Origin of the sequence: Sinorhizobium sp. 7-81, from assembly GCF_030124405.1 — a bacterium.
Lineage (GTDB): Bacteria > Pseudomonadota > Alphaproteobacteria > Rhizobiales > Rhizobiaceae > Sinorhizobium > Sinorhizobium psoraleae.
In genome coordinates this window covers 34,688-51,168 of the sequence record NZ_JASKLT010000006.1, presented here as the reverse complement: position 1 = coordinate 51,168, position 16,481 = coordinate 34,688, and the positions used below count along the sequence as shown (strand labels likewise).

Genomic DNA, 16,481 nt, shown 5'->3' with positions numbered 1-16,481 from the left:
GACAGGCTCGATAGAGCGCAACCGGTAGTGGCGTTCGGTGGCTAACCAAGCCGGGTGTTTCTCCGACGGCAAAGCGGCTGCAGGCCGAGTAGGCGCGCAGAAATGGCGCCATGGTTCCTCCTGGTGTCGTTATGGCGGGATGCGGAAAGGCCGCGCGGCGATGCGTATGCGCGCGGCCTCCCCAGCTACCGGGGCAGCGGCTACCGTCAAGACCGGTCGCCCCGTTCGCACAGCAGGACAGGCTTAGTAACCGCCCTTTTTCCCCACGCCGGCATAGGTGAATTCATATTCGACGGAAAATCCCTCGGGCCATGGAGCAACCCCGGTCTCCTTGTCGACGTGGCGTCCGAAATGGGCGGTCTCGTCGTGCGATTGCGAGTGGATGGTCAGTTCAAGTCTGTATTTGCCCGGCCCCATGAGCTTGACGTTGTCGCCGTAATGGGGTCCGTCGCTCGCCACCATCGGCATGAATGAACCCGCCGTTTCCTCGCCACCGTCGACTTTGGTCAACCGGTACTCGACGTGCAGGTTGGGCAACCAGTCCCCTTCCGCAAAACCATTCCTGTTGTCCGCCGCAGCGTGAATATCGGCCTCAAGATGGATATCGGCCTCCAACGCCGGCATCATCATGCCGGGGGGCTCCATTTCGATCGGCTGCAGGTAGACGGCAGCGATCTCCATTCCGTGGCGGAGCAACGGTTCGCCGATCCGATATTCCGCCGCGGACGACAACGAGACGCCCGCAAACAGGAGGCCGATCGATGCAAGCGGGAACAATCTGAGGCATTGCATTCGCTGTTTTCCTTCCGGGGAACGAGCCAGTCGGCGTTATTTATGAGTACTTCCCTCACCTTTTATGCACCCAATGTTCGAAGATCATTGCGCTGGAGCAAACAACTCATGCTCGAAACGGCTTTCACGCGACCGTTGAGCAAGGCGGCCTGTCGCGCAGTATTCCACCAGATCGGGGCGATCCGTTCCCTCGCTCGAGAAGAACAAAATCCAACGTCGGCAAAGATCGGATTCAGTCTTTTTTGGTAATTTTCCGTTAGCAATTCCCATCAGTGGGGTCGACGGCGCTTTCCGCTGTCGGCGATAGTCTTGCGTACGGGTCCCTATGCGTCTTTCAGCTGTGCCAGTCGTTCTCCTTGCCGGCCTCGTTTTGTCGGGCTGCGGGTTCAGTTCCAATCGGGATAGGGTTGCCGCTCAGCAACCGTCGCAGGAGACGACAAGCTCCGTTGCCCGGTCGCCCAGTCCCATGCCTGCCGCGAATGTCGGCACGGCCGCTTCGCAAGCGGCCCCGCCACAGGAAATGCTGGCGTGGGCCGGTCCCGCTCCGCAGCCGCAGGCATTCGTGCCGGTGGCCAGAACAGCTGGCATGCCCGTTCCTTCGGAACGACCGATCGCCCTGCTCACCCCGGAAAACCCGGCAGCCGGCGCGGCACCACGGACACGCGCGCAGATCTACGGCCACCGCTTCCGCGATGCCAAGCCCATCAATTTCGGCAGAAGCTCGCCGAGGAAACTTGCGGTGCACGGCGTTGACGTTTCCCGCTGGCAGGGCGACATAAACTGGGCGAAGTTGCGGACACAGGGGGCGAACTTCGCCTATATCAAGGCGACCGACGGCGGCGACCATCTCGATCCGATGTTCAAGAAGAACTGGAGCAGGGCCAAGGAAGCCGGGCTGAAACGCGGCGCCTACCACTTCTTCTACTGGTGCCGGACCGCGGGCGAACAGGCCGACTGGTTCATCCGCAACGTGCCGCGAGAAGCAGGCGCCCTGCCGCCGGTCATCGACGTCGAGTGGAACGGCGAATCGAGCTGCAAAAGACGCCCCTCGCGCGAGCGGGTGCTCGAAAAGATGCAGGTCTTCATGGACAAACTGGAAAGACACTATGGCCAGCGCCCGATCATCTACACCGCGCCGGATTTCTATCGCGACAATTTGAAGGGCGCGTTCCCGAACCATCCTTTCTGGCTGCGTTCGGTGGCCGCCCACCCCTCCAAGGTCTATCCGGGACGGAAATGGCTCTTCTGGCAATATTCCGGCTCCGGCCTCTCGCACGGCGTCGACGGCAGGATCGACCTCAACGTGTTCCACGGCAGCGAGGATGAATGGCATAGCTGGGTCGCCGCGCGGTCCAGCTAAACCGGCCCACGACGAACTGATGGTAGCAGTTCGACCGGCACCGACGATCGATCCTCGGTTCCGCAAACGAACGGAATCGGCCCAAAGCGACTGCGATTTCCCTCCAGCGTTCCAACGCTGCGACGTCCACATGTGGCCCGGCCCGTATAAACCGGGCATCATGAGACCCTGCACCATCGACGTAGGTTGATGCGGATCAACGATCGAACGAACCGGCCGGCCTAATTTTCTTTCGAAATGCCGAGCGTTTCACCTTAAACTCATGGCTCGATGAAAATCCCTTCTGCGCTTTTGGCAATGCGGCTGACCGATCGAGAGGCCGTCTTGCCGACCGAATGACGAGCCTGTGAACGAGGAGTCGTGTCGATGCCAAATATGATCGCAAGCCCTACGACGACCTTTCCATCGCCAAGCTGGCCGACGATGGCCGATGGTGCAAAATACCTTCTCTCGATGGGACGCCTCCAGGCGGAGGCATTGAGGATGACGCTGCGTTACCAGGTCGAGTTGCTGGCTTTCCTGAAGAACCGAAGCGAACAGGATCTGAAACTCATTGATGACCTGTCCTCGCCGGACCATGCGAACGAGGCCTTCGACCTTTGTTGCAACTTCTGGCAGAATGCGTTTCTCGACTATTCCGATGAAGCGGCACGCATTGCCGAGATCGGCTCTGATGTTGCCGCCGAAACGGCAAAACAGGTGCGCGAGGAGCAGAAATTGCTGACCAAGGACATGGCCGGGCAACTGGTCATGTGAGCGCGGTCAAGCGCCCGCCATCTGACATTTGATCGCCGAGCTCCGCGGCAATGGTTCAGTTTGTTGCGGCGCAATTCATGGCGCATTGTCTTCAATCGTCTCGCAGCGTTTCCGTTCGTCGGTTTGAAGATCGACATCCAGCTCTGCGAGAAGCGGAAGATGGTCGGAAGCGACGCGTGCCAAGGCGCTGTTGTGCACGTTGCACGCAGCCACGCCTATTCCTTCGCCGATAAGGACGTGATCTATCCGCAGGAGCGGTAGCCGCGAGGGGAAGGTCGGCCGCGGCTTTGCGTTGGTCAGGAGTTGCACGTCCCTGAGCTGTCGGGCCAGCAGCCTGTAGGCAGTGGAACGCGCAGTCGCGTTGAGGTCGCCTGCCAGAAGCACGCGGGAACCTTCCTCCACTGCTCCAAGCCACCCAGGCCCCAACAGGGTCGTTGCCTGGCGCAGGCGCTCAGAACCGCGAAGCCCGAGATGGGTTACGATGACCTGAAGCTTGACGTCGGCGAGGTCGATTTCCACCCAGAGCGCTCCTCGCGGTTCGCCGGAGGAAGGCAGGGCGGCCGCCTTGACCAGCCGCGTCGGTAGCGCCGTCAGTACGGCATCGCCATATTTTTCGTCCTCCAAATGAAGAGCCGGATGAAACTGCGCCTCCATCTGCAGATGCGTGGCGATCATGTGAGCCTGATCTATTCCGCCGCTGCGCGCGCGACCGACGTCGACTTCCTGCAAGGCGATGATGTCGGGCCGGCATTCGTTGATCACGGCGGCGATGCGAGCAGGGTCAAGCTTCCGGTCGATACCGAAGCAACTGTGGACGTTATAGGTGAGGAATCGTATCCGCCGTCGCATGATCAGATTTCGAGAGTGGTCCCGCATTCGGGAACACGCGGCACGTGCTTTTCGTTCCGGTGGTTACGCACAGGAACAGGACAGATGTTCAGGAAACTCCTAGTAAGACTATTGATAACCGCCGCCATTGGCCTGGCGAGCTGGCTGATCTACCGCACTCTCAGCCAACAGAGCCTTGATGCGATCGTCAGCTCGATCATGCAGATTCCGGCCGGACATCTGCTGGCGGGCATCGGTTTTGTCTTTCTCTCCTATTTCTGCCTGACGCTCTTCGACGCGCTTGCCATCCGCTATGTCGGGCGCGAGCTTGCCTATCCACAGGTTGCCATCGCCTCGTTCACCAGTCTTTCGATCGGCCACAATGTCGGCGGGGCCGCCTTGAGCAGCGGTGCCATCCGGTATCGGTTCTATTCGCGCTGCGGGCTGAGTGCTGAGGAGGTTGCAAAGGTCATCCTCTTCTGCGGCATCACCGTCGGCCTCGGCCTCGTCACATTGGCCGCCCTCTGCTGTCTGATCATGCCGGGCGGTGTCGCGCGCATCACTGGATTCTCCAGAACCGCCGCACTCCTTCTCGGCACGACCTGCATTGCAGCCACTATCGGCTATGTGGCGCTTGCGCACTTTCTCCGCGCTTCGGTTCGCGTCTTTCGCTGGACCTTCAAGTTGCCCTCGTCTCGGATCGCGGCCTGCCAGGTAATTGTCGGCACGGCGAATTTCCTTTGCGTCAGCGCATGCCTGCATCAGTTGCTGCTGACCTTCGGAGACCCAAGTTTCCTCGACACGGCGACGGCCTATGTCGGTGCGAACGTGGCCGCTCTCTTCAGCCATGTTCCAGGGGAATCGGCGTGCTCGAAGCGACGATTGCGTTTCTGCTCGGCCAGACGGCGAATGTCGGCGCGCTGATCGCCTTCCGGGCTATCTATTTCTTCCTGCCGCTGCCACTTGGCTTGATTTCGCTGTCGATCGCTGAGTTTGGCCGCCAGGATGACGGAAGAAGCCTTGCGAACAAGGCGAAGACCTGACCACCCCAGCGTCTCAGCAGTACATGCAGGCGATAGAACGGCCTGATCGGTCTGCGCGGATCGACGAGCCCGGTGCCCCAGACAAGACTGGTCGCACCGCCGTCGTCGACACCATCGAAGGGACGTATGCCGCGCCGGCGCGCGTTCAGCCTGTCGAAGACGGCCACCAGGGAGCTTGTCTCTCGTAAAGTGTCTTCGACCTCACTTGCTTCGACGTCGAGATGTTCTGCCAGAAGTCTGTTGCGGATCCTGGCGAGTGCGGCTCGGTGTTGCTCGCTGGCCGCTTCGACGGCGACGTCGCACTCCGTGTCGAGACTTTCCGAACGATGATTGAGGTTGGACGAACCGACCCGAAGAAATCGGTCGTCGATCGCCACCACCTTGGAATGGATCATCACCTCCTGTTCGGATCCGTCGGCCGTAGGCACCACAGGGTAGCCGACCCGCATCCTGCCGTAACGGTCGGCCTGCTTCAGCAATCGAGTGAGGCGGTCGCGATTTCCACCCATGAAGATGCGTTCCAGGAAACCGTGCGAGCTGTGCGTGGTGATGACCACTATTTCCGGTCCCTCCGGCTCCCGCAGTCGCTCACAAAGCGCGTGGCCTATTTTTCGCGAGGCGAAATATTGGCTCTCGATGTAGATGTGGCGGCGTGCGCTGCGCAAGGCATCAAGTGTAAGCCGCAGCGCCTCTTGCCGCCCTCGTCGTTCGTCGGAGGCAGGCTCGGTGCGGGCGATTGCAACCGGGCAATCCTCCAGGACCGGCGTCGTGCGGGTCGGCCACGCCACAGCCTTCGAACAGGGAGCCTCCACTTCTTCGCCGACGGACGACTTCCAGCGGGCGCGGCAGAGGTCCCCTATCGCGCGGCTTGCCTCACCCTCGAACACGACCTGGATATCGTGCACCGGATCGTAGGGTTGACCGTCCGGATCGCGACGCAGCTTGTTCTCGGCCGCGTGCTCCGGCTGATCCCAGCGCCGGGCAGTAAGGTCGATGCCACCAACGAAGGCGATGCTGTCGTCGATGCAGACGAGCTTCTGGTGATGCGATCCGCGCAGCGCGCGATGGCTCGCAAACCTAAGCTCGATCTGCTGATGCGAAGCCCATTTCTGTTTGCGAAACAGCCGCAGCGACTTTCCCGAATAGATCGGCCCCATCGCCCATACGAGAATGCGGATCTTGAGGTTTGGTCGTTGCGCGGCGAGGCGTTCAAGCATGGTACCGAGCGCCTCGGCATGCGGATCGGCCGGCCGCAATTTGATGCGCGGATCAAAGTCCCATCCGGTGATCCAGATCTGCTCTTCCGCCTGCCCGAGCGTGCGCTCGAGACAGGCATAATAGGCGGCTGCATCAATCAGGAAGGCCAGTCGCCGCGCCGGCGCACTGCGCCAGACATTCTCGTCTTCCTTGATGATCGGTCGGCGTGCCCCACGCCATTTGCCGGCGGGGCTTCCGGTAAACACGCTTTTCCAGACCAATCTTTCCATCCCGGTGCGTGGTGACTGAAAATGAATACTTTTCAAGCGCGATTTGTTCCCCCGGCATTGCCGCGGGACAAGGCCTTGCCGGTGGAACATTTCCGTGGGGGCGAGATTAGAAGGTCCGAACCTTCAACCGAACACCCGCAAAATCACGTGCTTGCTGCTAGCGGAGGAGGGGCAAACAATGCCGAACGCTGCCGACATTCTCATCGACACACTGATTGAATGGAAAGTCGACGTCGTGTTCGGCCTGCCCGGAGACGGCATCAACGGCATCATGGAGGCGCTCAGAAGGCGGCAGGATCGCATCCGCTTCGTTTCTGTCCGCCACGAGCAATCCGCCGCCTTCATGGCATGCGCCTATGCCAAATTCACCGGCAGGCTCGGTGTTTGCCTCGCCACGTCGGGCCCCGGCGGCACAAACCTCTTGACCGGGCTCTATGACGCGAAGCTGGACCAGATGCCGGTTTTGGCAATCACCGGCATGCAGTATCACGACCTGATCGAGACCTTTTCGCAGCAGGACGTCGATCTGACCCGCGTCTTCGACAACGTCGCGGTCTACAATGCGCAGGTCAACGACGCCGCGCATATGGAAAATCTCGCCAACCTTGCCTGCCGGTCGGCGCTCTCGAAACGTGGGGTGGCGCATCTTTCGATCGCCAACGATATACAGGAGCGAATGGCCGACGGCGGGCGCTCACGCCGCAATCGCCCGGGACACATGCCGAGCCGCAATTTCGCCGGTAGGCTCGTCCCGCTCGAAAGCGATCTTTCAAGAGCGGCGGATCTTCTGAATGCAGGCAAGAAGGTCGCAATCCTCGCAGGCCGCGGCGCCCTGGAGGCAAGAGACGCACTGCGCGAGACGGCGGACCTGCTTGGCGCGCCCGTCGCGAAGGCTTTGCTGGGCAAGGCCGTGTTGCCTGACGGCGATCCGCTCACGACCGGCGGCATCGGGATACTCGGCACGGCGCCATCGCAGGACATCATGCAGCAATGCGATACGTTGCTGATCGTCGGCTCGACTTTCCCTTATATCGAATACTATCCGGCGCCGAATGCCGCTGCCGGTATCCAGATCGATCACGACCCGCAGCGCATCGGGCTGCGTTACCCGGTGGAAGTCGGCCTGGTCGGCGAGGCAAACGAGACGCTGCGGATGCTCAACAAGAGGCTCAAACGGAAGGCGGACCGATCGTTCCTCGAGCGAGCCCAGGAGGCCACTCAGGTTTGGCGGCGGGAACTGAAGTCTATGGAAGAAGACAAGAGCTCTCCCCTGAAGCCGCAGCCGGTAGTCGGTGCCTTCGGCAAGCGCATCGCCGCAAACGGTGTTCTCGTGTGCGACTCCGGGCAAAACACCGAACTCACCGCTCGCCATATCGATCTGGGCGCAGACCACATGTTCTCGGTATCGGGCGCTCTCGCTTCGATGGCCTCGGCCCTGCCCTATGCGATCGCCGCGGGCATCGCGTTGCCGGGCCGCCCGGTCTATGCGGTGGTCGGCGACGGCGGCTTCGCCATGCAGCTTGGAGAACTCTCAACGGCAATTCATCACCGGATCCCTCTGAAACTATTGGTAATCCGAAACGACATGTTGAACCAGATCGCTTGGGAACAGATGATGTTTCTCGGCAATCCGCAATTCGCCTGCGAATTGCCTCCGATCGATTTCGCCGCCGCTGCTGAAGCTATGGGTGCCCGCGGCTTCACGATCCAGTCTTTCGACGGGTTGGACGAGATCATGGACCAGGCGTTCGCCGTCGAAGGCCCGGTGGTCATTCAGGCGCTGGTCGATCGCTACGAGCCGCTGATGCCGCCGAAGATGCCGGAAGATTACGCCCGCAATTTCCGTGCCGCCCTGCCCGAAACCCCGGGCCACGAGAAGATCGAAGAAAATCTCAAGCACTCTCCGCTGGGCAATGCCGCAGCCGATCAAAACCCGCAGGGGGCGCAGCAGGCGCCGGACGAGAACACGGCGGACTTGCCGGGCATTCCGTAGAAGCCGCCTGGCCTCGAGCGAGCTTCGACACAAGTTTGTATTAAGGATTGAGGATGATGCAGGCGATGGGCAGCAGGCGATGGGCAATCGCCGACGGGTATATTCCTTCCTCCAGCGCTAGCGACGACCCCGCGCTCGTCTCGCATGAAAGCGCGTGCATTCTGAACGCCGGCGAAATTCCGGCCAATATCGAAATCACAGTGTTCTTTTCCGACAGGGAACCGGCCGGTCCCTATCGCCTTGCCATTGCGCCCCGTCGAACCGTGCATCTGCGCTTCAACGATCTCGATGATCCGGAACGTGTGCCGCGAGATACGCCCTATGCTTGCGTCATCGAGTCCGACGCGCCGGTCATCGTGCAGCAGACGCGGCTCGACTCCCGCCGGCCTGATCACGCTCTCTTGAGCACCATCGCCTATTGCCAGGAATAGGATGCCAAACACACCGTGGAGTGCCACTTCAAAAAACCTGGACCAGGATTTTCACAACTGGTCGGGCGGCCTGCGGTTTCGGCCGTCGCGCGTGGAGGTGCCCGGCAGCGAGGAGGACGTCACGGCACTCGTGCGTGCGGCCGCAAGGCAGGGCCGCACCATAAGGCCGATCGGGTCCGCCCATTCGTCGAGCGGGCTTTTCGTCACGGACGATATCCTCGTTTCCCTCGACCATATCCGCGGTCTGCACGAGCATGATGCGCGACGCCATCTGGCCACGGTCGGCAGCGGTTCTGAGCTCACACGATTGAGCAAGGAACTGCAGGCCGTCGGCTTGACGCTCTCGAATTTCGGCGACGTGGCAACCCAGACCGTCGGCGGCGCGATCGGAACGGGTACGCATGGGTCCGGCCGAGGACTCTATAATCTGTCGATGATGCTGGTTGGCGGCCGCCTCGTCACGGCCAAAGGAGAGATCAGGACATTCGGGGTTGAAGAGGAGCCGGATTTTCTGCGGGCATTTCGTGTTTCCTTCGGGACGCTCGGCATTCTTACCTGGGCCAGGCTCCAGCTCGACCCGCTGCACGACCTGCACCGCCAGGAATGGTGTCTGGCCTTCGAGCCCTGCATGGAGGCACTCGAGCGGCTTGCCCGAGAGAACAGGAATTTCGATTTCTATTGGTACCCCCGTTCCGACGAGGTGAAGCTCCGTTGCATCAACCCGCCCGGCGAGGAGAAGGATTACAGCGCCTTCGCCCGGCTGGCCAAGGATGAAATCGGCAGCCCACACGAGGTCATTCCGCAGCACAGTGATCTGCCATACCGTTTCGAGGAGATGGAGTATTGCGTCCCTGCGGAGGCGGGACCGACTTGCCTCAGGACGTTGCGCGGGCGGATCAAGGAAAGATGGCGCCGTTCGGTCGGCTGGCGCCTGCTCTACCGCTACATCAAGGGCGACGACACATGGCTCAGCGAAGCGCACGGGCGGGATTCCGTAAGCATATCGCTTCACCAGAACGCGTCCCTGCCCTACTGGGACTTCTTTCTCGATCTTGAACCGATCCTGCGTGACCACGGCGGCCGGCCACATTGGGCGAAGAAGCACAGCCTGCGGGCGCCCGAGCTCAGGGCTCTTTACCCGATGTGGGATCGTTTCCTCGCCCTTCGACAGGAGATGGACCCCGAGGGGCGCTTTCTGACGCCTTACCTGCGCGGGCTTCTGGGCTGTTAGGAGGATGCATGCAAGCATTCGGCAAAAAGCGATGGGCGATAGCCGGAGGACACATCCCTCTCGAAAGCAACGGCCCCGAGCCCGAATTCACCAGCCGCGACGAGCTCGCCGTGCTCAACTGCTCTGACAGCGCGGCGAGGATACGCATGCACATCCATTATGCGGACCGTCCGGCGGTCGGGCCCTATGAACTGGAGATCGCGCCAAGACGGGTCCGCCACATCCGCTTCAACGATCTGATCTTTCCCGAGGCACTCCCGCTGGACGAGGCCTTCGGCGCCGTCATCGATGCGGATGTGCCCGTCGTGGTCCAGTTCACCCGCCTCGACGGCGGCACACGAGCGCGCAGCGCGGTGGCGACCGCGGCTTATGTGGCGCGGACTTCTTCGCGAAGGAGACCCCGATGAAAGACGCACCATGGTTCGCGAGCTCCGTGATCTACGGCATCGACGTTCGCAGATTCGCCGACGGCAACGGCGACGGAATTGGCGACTTCGTCGGCCTGAGAGAGCGGGTACCCTATTTAAACGAGCTCGGCATCAACTGCGTCTGGCTCCTACCGTTTTTCAAGTCCCCCTTCGCCGACAACGGCTATGATGTCAGCGACTATTTGTCCATCGACACGCCTCTTGGCACGCTCGACGATTTCCTCGACTTTCAGCACACGGCCGGCGAACAGGGCATTCGTGTCATCATCGATCTCGTCGCCAATCACACGTCCAATGAGCATCCGTGGTTCCAGGCGGCACGCCGTGATCCCAGATCCCGCTACCGCAACTACTACGTCTGGTCCGAGAATCCGCCTCCCGTCGATCCGGACAACAAAACCGCTTTCCCCGGCGAGGAAGACAGCGTCTGGAGCTATGATGAACTCGCCCAAGCCTACTACTTCCATAAATTCAGACATTTCCAGCCGGACCTGAACATTGCCAATACGGCGGTGCGCGACGAAATGCTCCGGGTCGTCGACTACTGGCTTTCGATGGGCGTCGATGGATTTCGCGTGGATGCCGCGCCTTTCGTGATTGGCGAAACGGGTATCGAACACGCGGACCCGCGGGACCCCCATGGCTTTCTGCGGGAAATGCGTGCGCTGGTCGACGCCAGACGCCCTGGCGGACTTCTGTTGGGCGAAGCGGACCTGGCGCCGGAAAAGCTTCGCGAATATTTCGGCGAGGGAAAGCTCGACCTCCTGTTCAACTTCATCCTGAGTGGCGCCTTTTTCGCGGGTCTTGCGCGGCAGAGTTCCGATGTCATCTGCCAGGCGCTCTCGGTTGCGCCGGAACCGCCGCCCCACTGCGGCTGGGCAAACTTCCTCCGCAACCTCGACGAACTCAATGTGGCGCGCCAGTCGGAGGCCGTTCGGCAGGAAACCTACGCTGCGTTTGCCCCCGATGAGGATATGAGGATCTACGGTCGAGGCATAAGGCGGCGCCTTGCGCCGATGTTCAAAGGAGAGCAGGCGCGAATCGAACTCGCCTTCAGCCTGCTTCTGTCGTCACCGGGCGTCCCGGTTTTTGTCTACGGCGATGAAATCGGTCTTGGCGACGACTTTTCCGGCCCGGCCGCGAGACCGTGCGCGTTCCGATGCAGTGGAGCGACGAGGCAAACGCCGGGTTTTCCACGTCAGCGCATGCAAACCTCGTTCAGCCGACTGTCTCCCAAGGGCCATTCTCTTACAAGCGGATCAATGTCGAACGTCAGCGCAGCGACCCGCATTCGCTTCTGAACCGTGTCAAGACGATGATCCTCGCGCGCCGACGCCACGATCTCTTTCATAAGGGCCGGCCGGTTCTGCTGCCCGCGGGAGATGCCGCGCTGTTCGCTCTGGCTTATTCCGACGGCACTGAACTGCTCGTGGCGCTGCACAATCTCTCAGACAAACGGCGGCGGGCAGAACTCGAACTGCCTGGTGCCATCGACGCCAAGCTGACCGATATCCTCAGCGATCAGGAGGTCGAGCTTGCCGGGCAGCATCTGACGATCGACCTCGATCGCTTCGGCTACACATGGCTGCATTCGGGAAGGAACGATTGAGATGGCGAAGATCGGCTATCACGCGTCTCATGAGCAATTCAACCCCCGCGACCTGTTGAGCTGGGCGCAGGCGGCCGAAAAAGCGGGGTTCGATTGTCTCATGTCCTCCGACCATCTGGCGCCCTGGAGCGAGCGCCAGGGCCAAAGCGGTTTCGCCTGGGCGTGGCTTGGCGCAACTCTTCAGGCAACGCAGCGATCCCTCGGTCTCGTTACCGTTCCTTGCGGCTGGCGGTACCACCCGGCGATAACGGCCCAAGCCGGGGCGACGCTCGCCCAGATGTTTCCGCGACGCCTCGCCTGGCTCGCGCTCGGCAGCGGCGAAGCCCTGAACGAGCATGTCGTTGGCGGGGTTTGGCCCGACAAGGCGGAGCGAAAGGCCAGGCTCCGCGAGGCCGTCGACGTCATTCGAGAGCTCTGGGCCGGGCGCACGGTCACGCGGGACGCACCCATCGCCGTATCCGAGGCGCGGCTTTACACCCTACCCGATCACGCACCGTCGTTGATTGCCGCGGCCTTGACGAGTGAAACTGCGGAATGGGCGGGAGAATGGGCGGACGGCCTGATCACCGTCAACCAGGCGCCAGACAAGCTCGCCGCAATCGTCGAGGCCTTCAGGCGCGGCGGCGGCGCCGGCAAGCCGCTCTATCTCCAGGTGCACATTTCGTATGCGCGTAGCAACGACGAGGCGAGGCAGAACGCGTTTGACCAATGGAGGAGCAATGCGATCAGCGCGTTCCAGTCGGAAACGCTGCGGACCCCCGGCGACATCGAGACCGCGACGAGGAGCGTCCGGCCCGAAGATCTCGACGCCTACGTCAGAATATCCTCGGATCTTGCGCGGCACGTCGCCTGGATCGAAGAGGATATAGCGGCTGGCTTCGACGAGATCTACCTTCACAACGTCGGCCGCAATCAGCTCGAGTTCATCGAAGCCTTCGGCACATCGGTTCTGCCGCGCGTCAGCGCGCGTGATCGGGCGGGTCGCGGATAACGACGATGGTCCACTGTTTTGCAGAGCGTCACTACCGCACCGCATTCTCCCGACGGGCATGCGCAATTTTCGCGTTCACTGTTGAAATGATCTAGGGGGTGCCCACCATCGATCCGACGACCACCATCACGAGTGCGGCCATATCGATTTCTCCATTGATGGCGAGCTTGTCGCCCGTTCGCTGAACACGCAACCTGAAGGGATTTTCGCCTGCCTGTCTTTCGACTTCATCGATGGCGGCGGCGATGAGGGCCTTCGTCTCTATCCTGCCGTCGTTGCGATCGCTGGTTCCCATTTCCAAGAACTCCTTCTCACGTTCGGTCGAGAGGCGGTCCGTGCCCGGCGTTCCAGCCCGGCGAAGCCTCCGGCACCGGACGCGAAGATTGACGTCTTTTCCTCGTCGGATCGGCCATGCCACCACTGTTCGGATTCCCGGACAGCGTTCACGGATGTCGCGGCTCCAGCTTTTCGCTGCTGGCCATGAGTTCCTCGTTCGCTTCCCGTCCTGTGCTTCGATCAAACCGGCGAGCATACGCCCGGTTCCGCACGGCCGCAGCGGCGCAGCGCCAGAGCACGCATCCGCGTAATTCGCTCGAAACGCCTCAGTATATTTGCAAAGGCGTACCGGAATCGCGGAATCAGACCTTCCGTGCGGCGCGACGCAGGGTTAGCGTCGCGGCGTAGCTTCCCATCGGGGCTACATCTTCCCCGCGTCCATGAGCCAACTGGATGCGTCACTTGCCCCGCCACCGAGCGGGGCTTTTTCCGTTAGGAAATACGTCAGGAGCGCGCTTCAAAGCCCGCCATTTCGTCCGCCTGCTCTCGAATCCCTTTGAACGATAGCTTCCCGATCGGCCCTGAGCGCATGTTGGACCGCGACAGCTCGCACCGGGGGGCCCGGTCCCGCAACCTGACGGCCTTCGATCGGAGCGCCATCCCGGCCGCAAGGGAACTCGTCAAGGACGAACACGTTCTCCTTTAAAGATAATGGGAGAGAAAAATGTTCGACCGAGACGACTACAATGCTCCCGAAGGACGTGCGGCACCCACCTTCCTGATCGGCGTCTTACTCCTCGCGATATGCGCCATCTTCACCTACTTGGCGATTGGCGGCGCGCTCCTGGACGAAGGAACACAGACGGCCGTCTACACGCCTCAGGTCATGGATGAAGGCGAGGCCCGCTGAAGGCAGGCAGAAGTGTGATCAATTCGGTGTCGTGGAACCTGGTTTCACGCCGTGCGAAGGAAGCTTTCGTCACAGGGCTCTCACGCAAATCCGACCTTATCGATCTGGGCGTCGAAAAGTCATTTCTTCGCTTACAACCCGATCTTCGCTGTTCAGGATTGCGCGCCATATGCGATTTCCAAGCTTCACGCTCAAGCGGCAGGTGCCCGCATCCTCGCCCTCACCGCGCTCGACCATGCTCGTCACCAGACCCTTCCTGAAGTTCCGGCGCAAGTCGTCCTTGGAGAGACCGAAACGATCGGCAAGTTCGGCCGAGTCCAAGATAAAGTCCCCATTTTGATATCGCTCTACGTACATGGCTTGCTTCCTTGCGAACCTGGTTTACCGCTATCATCGCCTCGCCTCCAGAGGTCGTGATCCCCCTGCTGCGCACAACCTCACTGCCGATTGCGGCACTGAACACAGGCTTGGGAACAGGTCCGCTTATCGCCGGCAAATAGCAAGCCAAGAAAAGCGCCCAGGCCGTCATCCAGCAGATCGCGGCAGCGACAACAGGATCGAGATACGTCCCGCTCATCCAGCCCCCGAGAATACGCAGCAGCGCTGAGAGAGATATGAGCGAGAAGGCACAGGCCATGGTCCGATTGAGGACAAGGGTCTCTCCATCGCGAGCCATGGCCGACCGCATCATGAAGGCGGCCATCATCGTCCCCATCGCGCCCATGGTCAGTGCATGCAGGGCTGCGGTGGACGGGATCCAGCCGGGGAAAATGGCTGCAAGGCCGCTTAGAACGAGCGCCGCCGGGGTCCAGGCGAAGGCGATGTGCAGGATGAACAAGGCCGGATAGCGCCAGGTCCTGAGGCTTTGCCACTCCTTCATTTGCATTAGCAGCAAAGTGCCCGAAAACGTCATCAGGAGACCCGATGATATCTGCTGACGGGTACCGCTGAAGTAAGCGGCGACGAGAATGGCCGCGATCGCCAAGTACGAAAGCGTCGGCCGATCGCGATGGTGGAGATGCCGGGCGCCTAGCCACCGGCGTGTGAAAGCAGACGTGGCGCGGCCACCGATCAAGGTGATCAAGATGACATAAAGCAGCGGTGCACGGCTCGCAGGACTGAGACCATCACAGAGGGAGAGCACGGCATTCATGCCAAGCGCGGCCGTGCCGAGCGGCGCCCAGAGGCGATGCCAGGCTCCTGAGGAAACGACACCGTGCGCCAATACCGCAGTGAGGAACGCGAAATAGGCGGATGCCCCGATTGCTTCTGCGACGAACGGCAAACGCTCCGGGAGCGCCGCCGTCAAACGGGCGACGCACCAAAGACAGGAGGCGACGATGGTGACGCCGGGCGGAACCGGGCCCTTCTTCGTCCAGGCTGGCAGCGCTGTCAGGAGATAGCCGCCCGCCGCAGCGCCAGCCATGCCGAACGAAAGCTCGCGGCTGTGCCACGCGCCCCTGTCCGGCGCGATGTCTTCCGGGAGAAACCAGACGATTGGAGCGACAAGCGCCCACAGCCCGGCGAGCAGAAACAGGGGCCGGTATGGCGCCTGCCAGATAGATCGCAAACCAGAAATGGCTTGTGTCAACCGGCCGCCCGGGATTGAGGTTCGAAGCGCGGAAACAGCACGGCGTTCTCCAGATGCACGTGCGTCACCAGATCGTCGGCGAACTTGCGCAAACCCGTATAAAGCGCAGTCCACGAGGCGCAGGCACCCGGTGGCAGCGAAAGCCCATGGGTTACGTGCTCGATGGTCCGTAGGTGCTCCACCTCCTCCTCGTGCTCACGCCGCATCTTCGCGATCGGATGCGCGATCCCCACGCCGCCGCCACTTTGCATGGTCGGGAAAAGGATCTGCTCTTCCTTCATCATGTGGCTCTCGAGTTCGTCGCGCAGACGCTCCAGGACCTGGGAAAGGCCGATCGGTGCCGACGGGTGCCCGCCGTGCACCCGCTCCACCTTCTGGGCGAGCGGGATCAGCCAGGTGAGCTCCGCGCGGTGCGTTTGGTGATATCTGTCGAGGATATGGCCGATGAGGTCCGATGTCTCTTCGGGTGCATCTCGTCCTGCCGCCTTTACGAGAGCCTCCAGTTCCGAAAGAAGCTCCGATGGAGCGAGGCCGGCTTTTACGGCGGCTTCCGAGAGCCGCACGTTGCCGCCGCAACAGAAGCTGATGTCATGACGGCGGAAGAGTTCCGCCGCTCCAGGCAACTCTGCTGCGATCGTCGCGACTGTGTCGTCGAGGCTTATTCCGGTCATGATCCGTTCCTTGACAGGTGTTGCTTGCCGGAATCACTTCAAGGCCATCAAGGCGATGGAGCCGGTTCTTGCGTCCATGATCGC

General features: G+C 61.4%; 16 protein-coding genes and 2 pseudogenes. 11 read left to right on the top strand and 7 right to left on the bottom strand.

The features are described from left to right. Positions 1-243: 243 nt before the first annotated feature. Positions 244-792: an iron transporter gene (locus QN224_RS20120; RefSeq protein ID WP_283978094.1), complete on the bottom strand. Its 549-nt coding sequence runs from the start codon at positions 790-792 to the stop codon at positions 244-246. Between the two features lie 325 nt (positions 793-1,117). On the opposite strand from QN224_RS20120, the gene QN224_RS20115 reads away from it, so the two are divergent. Continuing rightward, positions 1,118-2,152, top strand: a complete 1,035-nt coding sequence (locus QN224_RS20115) for a GH25 family lysozyme (RefSeq protein ID WP_283978093.1) — start codon at positions 1,118-1,120, stop codon at positions 2,150-2,152. A gap of 366 nt (positions 2,153-2,518) precedes the next feature. Beyond that, the gene (locus QN224_RS20110) at positions 2,519-2,908 is read left to right on the top strand and encodes a hypothetical protein (protein ID WP_283978092.1); all 390 of its coding nucleotides are present in this window, start codon (positions 2,519-2,521) and stop codon (positions 2,906-2,908) included. A 75-nt stretch (positions 2,909-2,983) separates the two neighbouring features. On the opposite strand, the gene QN224_RS20105 is transcribed toward QN224_RS20110, so the two are convergent. Continuing rightward, the gene (locus QN224_RS20105; protein ID WP_283978091.1) at positions 2,984-3,757 is read right to left on the bottom strand and encodes an endonuclease/exonuclease/phosphatase family protein; all 774 of its coding nucleotides are present in this window, start codon (positions 3,755-3,757) and stop codon (positions 2,984-2,986) included. An 84-nt stretch (positions 3,758-3,841) separates the two neighbouring features. Here QN224_RS20105 and QN224_RS20100 point away from each other — a divergent pair. Continuing rightward, positions 3,842-4,779, top strand: a pseudogene (locus tag QN224_RS20100) (lysylphosphatidylglycerol synthase domain-containing protein). Here the strand turns inward: QN224_RS20100 and QN224_RS20095 are convergent. Then, a pseudogene (locus QN224_RS20095) lies at positions 4,677-6,324 on the bottom strand (phospholipase D-like domain-containing protein). The pseudogenes QN224_RS20100 and QN224_RS20095 sit on opposite strands and share 103 nt — an antisense overlap. 120 nt (positions 6,325-6,444) lie before the next feature. Here QN224_RS20095 and QN224_RS20090 point away from each other — a divergent pair. Genes QN224_RS20090 through QN224_RS20060 form a run of 7 tightly spaced genes read left to right on the top strand, consistent with a single transcriptional unit; the run spans position 6,445 to position 12,949 of the window. Continuing rightward, on the top strand, positions 6,445-8,259 hold the full coding sequence (locus QN224_RS20090) for a thiamine pyrophosphate-binding protein (RefSeq protein ID WP_283978089.1): 1,815 nt from the start codon (positions 6,445-6,447) through the stop codon (positions 8,257-8,259). Between the two features lie 53 nt (positions 8,260-8,312). Beyond that, on the top strand, positions 8,313-8,690 hold the full coding sequence (locus QN224_RS20085) for a sensory rhodopsin transducer (RefSeq protein WP_283978088.1): 378 nt from the start codon (positions 8,313-8,315) through the stop codon (positions 8,688-8,690). Between the two features lies 1 nt (position 8,691). After that, on the top strand, positions 8,692-9,921 hold the full coding sequence (locus QN224_RS20080) for a D-arabinono-1,4-lactone oxidase (protein ID WP_283978087.1): 1,230 nt from the start codon (positions 8,692-8,694) through the stop codon (positions 9,919-9,921). Positions 9,922-9,929: 8 nt separating this feature from the next. Beyond that, positions 9,930-10,328, top strand: a complete 399-nt coding sequence (locus QN224_RS20075) for a sensory rhodopsin transducer (protein ID WP_283978086.1) — start codon at positions 9,930-9,932, stop codon at positions 10,326-10,328. Continuing rightward, positions 10,325-11,650: an alpha-amylase family glycosyl hydrolase gene (locus tag QN224_RS20070; protein WP_283978085.1), complete on the top strand. Its 1,326-nt coding sequence runs from the start codon at positions 10,325-10,327 to the stop codon at positions 11,648-11,650. The genes QN224_RS20075 and QN224_RS20070 overlap by 4 nt, the downstream gene beginning before the upstream one ends. Positions 11,651-11,664: 14 nt before the next feature. Further along, positions 11,665-11,958 carry a hypothetical protein gene (locus QN224_RS20065; protein WP_283978084.1) on the top strand — a complete coding sequence of 98 codons (294 nt, stop codon included), beginning with the start codon at positions 11,665-11,667 and terminating at the stop codon, positions 11,956-11,958. A gap of 1 nt (position 11,959) precedes the next feature. Then, positions 11,960-12,949: a TIGR03885 family FMN-dependent LLM class oxidoreductase gene (locus QN224_RS20060; protein ID WP_283978083.1), complete on the top strand. Its 990-nt coding sequence runs from the start codon at positions 11,960-11,962 to the stop codon at positions 12,947-12,949. A 91-nt stretch (positions 12,950-13,040) separates the two neighbouring features. Here the strand turns inward: QN224_RS20060 and QN224_RS20055 are convergent, their stop codons facing one another. Next, the gene (locus tag QN224_RS20055; protein WP_283978082.1) at positions 13,041-13,244 is read right to left on the bottom strand and encodes a hypothetical protein; all 204 of its coding nucleotides are present in this window, start codon (positions 13,242-13,244) and stop codon (positions 13,041-13,043) included. A 705-nt stretch (positions 13,245-13,949) separates the two neighbouring features. Between QN224_RS20055 and QN224_RS20050 the strand changes: the two genes are divergently transcribed. Then, positions 13,950-14,135, top strand: coding sequence for a hypothetical protein (locus QN224_RS20050; protein ID WP_283978081.1), 186 nt, complete (start codon positions 13,950-13,952; stop codon positions 14,133-14,135). A 96-nt stretch (positions 14,136-14,231) separates the two neighbouring features. Here QN224_RS20050 and QN224_RS20045 read toward each other — a convergent pair whose 3' ends face one another. The 3 genes from QN224_RS20045 to ric are packed head-to-tail and all read right to left on the bottom strand — an operon-like array spanning position 14,232 to position 16,397. Further along, on the bottom strand, positions 14,232-14,456 hold the full coding sequence (locus QN224_RS20045) for a DUF6522 family protein (protein WP_289624729.1): 225 nt from the start codon (positions 14,454-14,456) through the stop codon (positions 14,232-14,234). Beyond that, entirely contained in the window at positions 14,356-15,726 is a 1,371-nt protein-coding gene (locus tag QN224_RS20040) for an NnrS family protein (RefSeq protein ID WP_283978080.1), read from the bottom strand. The genes QN224_RS20045 and QN224_RS20040 overlap by 101 nt, the downstream gene beginning before the upstream one ends. Further along, positions 15,723-16,397 carry an iron-sulfur cluster repair di-iron protein gene (gene ric / locus QN224_RS20035; protein WP_283978079.1) on the bottom strand — a complete coding sequence of 225 codons (675 nt, stop codon included), beginning with the start codon at positions 16,395-16,397 and terminating at the stop codon, positions 15,723-15,725. The genes QN224_RS20040 and ric overlap by 4 nt, the downstream gene beginning before the upstream one ends. Positions 16,398-16,481: the final 84 nt, after the last annotated feature.

Bases quoted from the DNA above. Each gene is read 5' to 3' on its own strand.
- QN224_RS20065 (WP_283978084.1), top strand. From the start codon at position 11,665: ATGATCCTCGCGCGCCGACGCCACGATCTCTTTCATAAGGGCCGGCCG.
- QN224_RS20120 (WP_283978094.1), bottom strand. From the start codon at position 792: ATGCAATGCCTCAGATTGTTCCCGCTTGCATCGATCGGCCTCCTGTTT.
- QN224_RS20110 (WP_283978092.1), top strand. From the start codon at position 2,519: ATGCCAAATATGATCGCAAGCCCTACGACGACCTTTCCATCGCCAAGC.
- QN224_RS20090 (WP_283978089.1), top strand. From the start codon at position 6,445: ATGCCGAACGCTGCCGACATTCTCATCGACACACTGATTGAATGGAAA.
- QN224_RS20060 (WP_283978083.1), top strand. From the start codon at position 11,960: ATGGCGAAGATCGGCTATCACGCGTCTCATGAGCAATTCAACCCCCGC.
- QN224_RS20050 (WP_283978081.1), top strand. From the start codon at position 13,950: ATGTTCGACCGAGACGACTACAATGCTCCCGAAGGACGTGCGGCACCC.
- QN224_RS20075 (WP_283978086.1), top strand. From the start codon at position 9,930: ATGCAAGCATTCGGCAAAAAGCGATGGGCGATAGCCGGAGGACACATC.
- ric (WP_283978079.1), bottom strand. From the start codon at position 16,397: ATGACCGGAATAAGCCTCGACGACACAGTCGCGACGATCGCAGCAGAG.
- QN224_RS20115 (WP_283978093.1), top strand. From the start codon at position 1,118: ATGCGTCTTTCAGCTGTGCCAGTCGTTCTCCTTGCCGGCCTCGTTTTG.
- QN224_RS20080 (WP_283978087.1), top strand. From the start codon at position 8,692: ATGCCAAACACACCGTGGAGTGCCACTTCAAAAAACCTGGACCAGGAT.
- QN224_RS20085 (WP_283978088.1), top strand. From the start codon at position 8,313: ATGATGCAGGCGATGGGCAGCAGGCGATGGGCAATCGCCGACGGGTAT.
- QN224_RS20105 (WP_283978091.1), bottom strand. From the start codon at position 3,757: ATGCGACGGCGGATACGATTCCTCACCTATAACGTCCACAGTTGCTTC.
- QN224_RS20070 (WP_283978085.1), top strand. From the start codon at position 10,325: ATGAAAGACGCACCATGGTTCGCGAGCTCCGTGATCTACGGCATCGAC.
- QN224_RS20055 (WP_283978082.1), bottom strand. From the start codon at position 13,244: ATGGGAACCAGCGATCGCAACGACGGCAGGATAGAGACGAAGGCCCTC.